This is a genomic window from Gordonia sp. (in: high G+C Gram-positive bacteria) (genome assembly GCF_012515855.1).
In the GTDB taxonomy this organism is placed as follows: Bacteria; Actinomycetota; Actinomycetes; order Mycobacteriales; family Mycobacteriaceae; genus Gordonia.
Genome location: NZ_JAAYXO010000281.1, coordinates 1 through 6,473 on the forward strand (window position 1 = coordinate 1; position 6,473 = coordinate 6,473).

Sequence of the window (6,473 nt, forward strand, 5' to 3'; positions counted from 1 at the left end):
ACCTTGATGACGTTCCAGCCGGCGCCGCGGAAGAACGACTCCAGTTCCTGAATGATCTTGCCGTTGCCGCGGACCGGGCCGTCGAGACGCTGCAGGTTGCAGTTGATCACGAACGTGAGGTTGTCGAGGCCGTCGGTGGCGGCGACCTGCGCCAGGCCGCGCGATTCCGGCTCGTCCATCTCGCCGTCGCCGAGGAACGCCCAGACGTGTTGGTCGGAGGTGTCCTTGATGCCGTTGCCGTGCAGGTACTTGTTGACGCGGGCCTGGTAGATGGCGTTCATCGGACCGATGCCCATCGAGACCGTCGGGAACTGCCAGAACTCGGGCATCAGGCGCGGGTGCGGGTACGACGGCAGGCCGCCGCCTTCACCCGCGTGGCTCTGCTCCTGGCGGAAGCCGTCGAGACGATGCTCGTCGATGCGGCCCTCGAGGAACGCGCGGGCGTAGATGCCAGGGGAGGCGTGGCCCTGGATGAAGATCTGGTCGCCGCCGCCCGGATGGTCCTGGCCGCGGAAGAAGTAGTTGAAGCCGACCTCGTACAGCGAGGCCGACGACGCGTAGGTGGAGATGTGGCCGCCGACGCCGATGCCCGGACGCTGAGCGCGATGAACCATGATCGCGGCGTTCCACCGGATCATGGCACGGTAGCGGCGTTCCAGATCCTCGTCGCCGGGGAACGCCGGCTCGAGTTCCGTCGGAATGGTGTTGACGTAGTCGGAGTTCGTGAGGGCGGGAATGCCGACCCGCTTGTCTTCCGCGCGCTCGAGGATGCGGAGCATCAGATACCGAGCCCGCTCGGGTCCCGCGTCGGCCAACATCGCATCGAACGACTCGAGCCACTCGTCGGTCTCCGTGGGATCGTTGTCGACCAGATAAGACGCAACGCCGTCACGGATGACCTGGACGCGACTGCTGCTTGCGCTCGACGTGATGCCTGGATTCTCCGCTCCGGCGATCTGATCAGTCACTATCTGCCACCTATCTCGCAGGTGAGACGGCGCGATGGGCGGCCGCCTCGCCTGCATGTCTGGGCCGCCGGGGTGGGGCGGCCGGAAATCGGCCGCTGACGATGACGCGGCCTCAACGTCTATCGTGCCGCAATTCACGAAGATTAGAGATAGATGTGTCGAGTCACATCTTCTACTGTGCGGTAGCGTTCTGACTACCAGTTGGCGTTCAGCGTTTGGGGATGATGTGGGCCTCTCGGCTCGGGCCGTCGGGTCCGTTGCTCTCGCTGTGGTCGTCGTGCTGTCTGCGGCCTGCGGCACCCGTGACGATGTCGAGCCGACGCCGACACCCGGCGTCGTGACGAAGACCGTCGTTCGGGCCGGCGCGTCGGAAGCCGAGAAGGTCGCGGTCATTCGACTCTGCCAGCAGGTGATCACCTCGGCCGGCGTGATGGTCCGCGACTACAACGCCTTCATCAAGCGGCTCAACACGGTCCAGGACTATAAGAAGGTCGACTCCGAGGACGAGTGGGCTGTCGAAACCCTCAATACCGGTGCGGACATGGTTCGTAAGGCCGTGGCTCCCGATGTGCCTGGCGACGTCGACGAACAGGTGCAAGCGTTCGTGTCCAGTTCGGAGAAGCTGGCCGAGCAGATCCAGGGCAAGCGACGCGAAGCCTTGAATCGAGTCTCGAAGGAGTGGGCCGCGGACCGAACCGCTCTTCTCGACACCTGCTCCGAGTATCTTTCGGCGAGCCAGGAATAGGATCTACCGCAGACTTGTACCGTTAGACTCTGTGCGTGACGGCACTTTGCCTTTACGCTAGCTCTAGGTCACGTCCCTCAGACGTGACTTGGCATGCGCAGACAGCGCAGCCGATCCAATCGAACGGGAGGACGTACGCGGTGGCAACCGCCCCAGAAGACAGAGCCCTCAAGCTTGGTTTCACCAAGGGCATGGTGGTCCAAGAGATCGGGTGGGACGAGGACACCGACGACGATCTTCGGATTGAGATCGAAGACGCGATCGACGCCGAGATGCTCGACGAGGATGCCGTAGACGTCATGGACGTGGTCGTGCTGTGGTGGCGCGACGACGACGGCGATCTGGTGGACGCGTTGATGGACGCGATCGGACCGCTCGCCGAAGGCGGATTCATTTGGGTCCTCTCGCCGAAGACCGGTCGTGACGGGTACGTCGATCCGAGTGAGATCGCCGAGGCCGCTCCGACCACCGGGCTGACGCAGACCTCGGTCATCTCGCTGGGTGACTGGTCGGGTTCGCGCCTGGTCACGCCGAAAGCACGCGCAGGAAAACGCTGATGACTGCGAAGTCGGTTGCGGGACCACTCGAAGTCGGTTCCCCCGCACCGGTGTTCGACCTGCGCGATCAGAACAACCAGGCGGTCGCCCTGGACAAGTTGCGCGACCGCAACGTACTGATCGTGTTCTTCCCGCTGGCCTTCACCGGGACCTGCGAGGGCGAACTCGGGTACTTGCGTGACAATCTCCCGCGTTTCGACAACGACGACCTCACCGTTGTCGCGATCTCCGTCGGCCCGCCGCCCACGCACAAGGTCTGGGCGTCAGCGCAGGGTTTCCTGTTCCCGATCCTGTCTGACTTCTGGCCGCATGGTTCGGTGGCGCAGGAGTACGGCGTGTTCGACGCCGAGCGCGGCTTTCCGAACCGCGGCACGTTCGTGGTCGGCCGCGACGGCGCGGTCAAGTTCTCCGCGATGGTCGGACCGGGCGAGATGCGCGGCGACGAGACATGGGATGCGGCACTTGCGGCGATCGCCGACTGACGCACTGCTTTGACACGGATTCGGGCCTTGAACTTCAGCTGAAGTTCAAGGCCCGAACTCGCGAATTCACCAGTGCCGGCTGCAGTGGCTACCGCTGCGGGAACTCGACGGCCAGGCCGGTGGCGAGCAGGCGGTTGCGTTGGATCATCGCTTCGCTGGTGAAGTGGACGCCGTCGATGAACCATGAGGGATCCGTGTGGGCGGCGAAGTCGTAGACGCGCAGGTTCGGGTACCGATGCGTTGCGCGCTCGAGCGCCGCGTTGAACGCCCTCATCCGCGCGATCGAGTAGCGATCGGGTGCGGTGTGAGAGGTCATCACCGTCGGCCACAGGACCGGTCGGCCGACGAGTCGACGCATCACCAAGTCGATGCGCTCATCGGCGCTCACGGCGCTGCCGTCGCTGATGCGGGCAGCGTCGTTTGCCCCCAGCGCGATGATCCAACAGCCGTCGTGGCCGACGGACTTCTCGTAGTCGATCGCCTCGAGGCCGGTGGTGCCGTTGCCTGCCCTCTCGGCGACGCTGCGGCCGTTGAGCGCGTTGAGGTACACCGTGTCGACGCCGACCCGCTCAAAGAGCGATGACATCCGGTCCGACGGACTGGGGACCCGGATGGAGTTGTCGAGGCCGACCGAGGTCGAGTCGCCGATCTGGACGATGGTGCGACACATCGTCCGCTGCCGATCTCCGGGCAGGTTCTTGGTGCCGGAGCCGCCGGGATGCGTCAACACCCACAGGAACGACGGGACGTCGAACAGTGATCCCGAGACTCCGCGCTGGGTGAGGTTCTGGGTGATGGTGCGGGAGACGGCGTCGGCTACACCGGCGGCGTTCGTCTTCGCGGAGACCACCGCGACACCGAACGGAGCCGCGAGGACGAGCAGGATCGCGATGCCGAGGGCACGGAAGGATGCTCGGAGGGTGCGGCGACGGGCGGGGCGGGTAACTCGGTACTCAGTAGACACAACACCTCCACTCAAGCCGACGGCAGCGGGTGTCCGCAAAGGAATCGCGAGTCGGTTATGTCACATGTCCACCGCGTTTCGGCGGCCCCGAACGCCGGATACGGCTCAGATCGTGTAGTGCAGCTGCCGGACGATCGCGACGCCCAAGGCGGTGTCGCCCTCGACTCGCACACTCGACTCGTCGGCGCGCGGCCGACCGCCGGCCAGACGAGCGAGGTCGACACCGTCGACCGTCAGCGTGGTGTCGGGCTTGCCGTCGATCGCGGGCATCACCGCCGCGCGGTCCTCGGTGGCGATGAAGATGGTGCACGGATAGACGCCGGTGATGTCGAAGCGAACGGTGCTGCCGACCTCGGCGCGCGCCTTCTTGCCGACGATGTAGGGGAGTGTCGTCTCGATCTCGCGGACGGCCCAGTGCGCGCAGTCGGCGTTCTGCGGGGTGCCGAGCCCGAGAGCGTCGCGGATGTCGATCTCGTGAATCCAGCAGTCGAAGACTCGGATCCGCATAAAGCGGCCATACGATTCCGGACCGACCGGCGTCGCGGTCTCTGCGTCCCACTGTCCTTCGGTCATTCCGTAGAGCGCTTTGCTGCGCTCGGCCATCACCGTCGCGTAGTCGGACATCAGCTCGTCCCGCGACCGCGATCGATAGTGCTCCACCCACCGCTCGTTGAGTTCTCCGATCGGGTTCTTCACGTGCTCGGGTGCGCCGGCATCTGCCGTGGCGTCCGGCTGCCGTCCCGCGAGCATCGATTCGGTGCCGAGGACGTGCGCGACGATGTCGCGGATCTGCCACCCGGGAAGTCCCGAGGGGGCCTCCCACTGCTCGTCGGTGAGGGTCGACGCGAGGTCGGCGATCGCCTGCCACTGGGCTTCCAATGCGCTGATCAGCGGTTCCTGCGGAACGAGAGTCGTCACGGGTGGTCCTTTCGTGCATAACGGGCTGCGTCCCACGCTAGTCGGAACCGAAATCTCCCTCCGGGTTTGGGTCGATGAGGCGCACGCTATATCTTGGGTGATGGTCGAACTGTGTTCGTCCGAGCGCGTATAGCTCAGCGGTAGAGCTCTGGTCTTACACACCAGCGGTCAGGGGTTCAAATCCCTTTGCGCGCACCAAGATGAACAAAGAGCGGATGGCAGGATTCGGACCCGCGTCGGACGGTTTTGCAGAACGGACGACGGGCGTTTCCTGAGACTTCGCGGACCTGCGCGAATCGCTACCGGACGCCCTGGATTACCCCACTTGACCAGAGGAAGTATCGACTTTTCGGGCCAGTTTGGGACGGACTGGAGTCGGCGCAGGACGGCCTGTGTCCTCGGTCGCCGGGGTGAGACCGGGGTGAACGCGGATTCAGGCCTTCGGCGATGGTGCCAGGGCGGGCCTGCGGCTCAGCAGTCGCGCTTGGGCCTCGACGGCCTCGGCAACCGTGTCGCTGGGGATGCCCTCGCTGGTCGGGCCACCGGTTGCCGCCGCGATGACGTACCCCGAAGGAATCAGCTCGCTCTTGATGACGACTCGTCGTCGTCTGCGTCATCTACCTCTTCGGTCGCTGATCCATCCGTGCTCGTGGGGGTGTTCTCGCCCTCTGGCGGACTGCCGCGAAGCGAGTCAAGCCGCGCCCTTCGCTGTGCATCGCGCTCGGCAGCCTCGGCCCGCTGCTGTTCGAGGTACGCCTGCTGTTCTGCTGCACTCGACGGATAGACCCACACGCCACCGTGTTCGTTCGCATAGCCACTTAGCGTTCCCTCGATTGTCGCAAGTGTATCGTTCAATCTCTTCACGCGGTCCGAGTGCTTCTCAAGGATCTTCGCAATATCGTGGACTGTCTTCGTGTCGACCTTCAGAGACTTTTCGTAGACGGACCAATCCAGCTCGACCGTTGTCGTGTGCGTGTTACCGCTGGAGTCCTTGCAAGTCACTTTGCCGCTGAAGGCGGTTTCAAGGTGCACATCGGGATTCCGCTTCCTCCAGTTCGCTCGCGCGATCCCGGAGTCCCAGGCGGTTCGCCATTCCTGGCCGGGTGCTAGGAACGGGATGGTTTTCGGATACGCGAGGTGTGTGACAAGTCGCTGATCGATCAAGTCCTGGACCGGCGCGATGGCCAGTTCAGGCTCGAACCCGATCCTGATGTCGTAGGCGGGAGTCTGCCCAAAGTTCTTGATGACGAAGTCGATGAACGTCCAGTGTGCAGGGTCTTCCTCCATCAATGCCACGACGTTCGGCTGTGCCTGCTCATTCTGGAGAGCCCTTGCAGCATCGATCTGTCGCTTGACGTAGACACCAGCAGTGATGACGGTGGCTATCCCCACGAGAATGCCAGCCCAGGCCGCCATCGCACCCCACGCGTCCGACGACAGGCCGAAGAAGAAGTCCCAAACGCTCCGTAGCCACCCGAACATGCCTCGCATCTTCCCACGCGCCACCGACAAAATCGGCACCCACGGCGCGCGGTCACCGGGGTAGGACCGGGGTGAAGGACCAGAAACGCCACAGGTCGCGACGTGAAAACGCCGCGACCTGCGGAAACGAAGAGCGGATGGCAGGATTCGAACCCGCGTCGGACGGTTTTGCAGACCGCTGCCTTGCCTCTCAGCCACACCCGCAGGGCTTAAACTCTGCCCGGGCGGGCCGGCTTCGACCACCGTTGTGGTCGCGGTGACTTCAATCCTCGTCGCGCAGCACGGCGCCGGAGCCGAAGGCGCGTGCGGCGGCGTCGGCCATCAGTCGTGCGGGCTCGGGATCGGAGCGCAGGCGTC

General features: G+C 64.5%; 6 protein-coding genes, 2 tRNA genes and 1 pseudogene. 4 read left to right on the top strand and 5 right to left on the bottom strand.

Going from position 1 to position 6,473, the window contains the following annotated elements; all coding sequences use genetic code 11:
- Positions 1 to 968, bottom strand: a pseudogene (locus GX543_RS18640) (pyruvate dehydrogenase (acetyl-transferring), homodimeric type); the annotation flags it as partial.
- 226 nt (positions 969 to 1,194) lie between these two features.
- Between GX543_RS18640 and GX543_RS18645 the strand changes: the two are divergent.
- The 3 genes from GX543_RS18645 to GX543_RS18655 all read left to right on the top strand — a co-directional run bounded on the left by GX543_RS18645 (position 1,195) and on the right by GX543_RS18655 (position 2,752).
- On the top strand, positions 1,195 to 1,713 hold the full coding sequence (locus GX543_RS18645) for a hypothetical protein (RefSeq protein ID WP_290854116.1): 519 nt from the start codon (positions 1,195 to 1,197) through the stop codon (positions 1,711 to 1,713).
- Between the two features lie 140 nt (positions 1,714 to 1,853).
- Positions 1,854 to 2,270 (top strand): DUF3052 domain-containing protein, encoded by a 417-nt coding sequence (locus tag GX543_RS18650; RefSeq protein WP_290854118.1) that lies wholly within the window; start codon positions 1,854 to 1,856, stop codon positions 2,268 to 2,270.
- Positions 2,270 to 2,752 (top strand): redoxin domain-containing protein, encoded by a 483-nt coding sequence (locus tag GX543_RS18655; protein WP_290854120.1) that lies wholly within the window; start codon positions 2,270 to 2,272, stop codon positions 2,750 to 2,752. Before GX543_RS18650 ends, GX543_RS18655 begins: the two co-directional genes overlap by 1 nt.
- Before the next feature lie 88 nt (positions 2,753 to 2,840).
- Here GX543_RS18655 and GX543_RS18660 read toward each other — a convergent pair whose 3' ends face one another.
- Both GX543_RS18660 and GX543_RS18665 read right to left on the bottom strand, forming a co-directional pair.
- Positions 2,841 to 3,716, bottom strand: coding sequence for an SGNH/GDSL hydrolase family protein (locus GX543_RS18660; RefSeq protein ID WP_290854123.1), 876 nt, complete (start codon positions 3,714 to 3,716; stop codon positions 2,841 to 2,843).
- 105 nt (positions 3,717 to 3,821) lie between these two features.
- Complete coding sequence (locus GX543_RS18665; protein ID WP_290854125.1) at positions 3,822 to 4,634, bottom strand: maleylpyruvate isomerase family mycothiol-dependent enzyme; 813 nt, start codon at positions 4,632 to 4,634, stop codon at positions 3,822 to 3,824.
- A 123-nt stretch (positions 4,635 to 4,757) separates the two neighbouring features.
- Between GX543_RS18665 and GX543_RS18670 the strand changes: the two genes are divergently transcribed.
- Positions 4,758 to 4,832 (top strand) — tRNA-Val (locus GX543_RS18670).
- Positions 4,833 to 5,210: 378 nt separating this feature from the next.
- Here the strand turns inward: GX543_RS18670 and GX543_RS18675 are convergent.
- Entirely contained in the window at positions 5,211 to 6,116 is a 906-nt protein-coding gene (locus tag GX543_RS18675; RefSeq protein WP_290854127.1) for a hypothetical protein, read from the bottom strand.
- Positions 6,117 to 6,248: 132 nt separating this feature from the next.
- Positions 6,249 to 6,320 (bottom strand) — tRNA-Cys (locus tag GX543_RS18680).
- Positions 6,321 to 6,473: the final 153 nt, after the last annotated feature.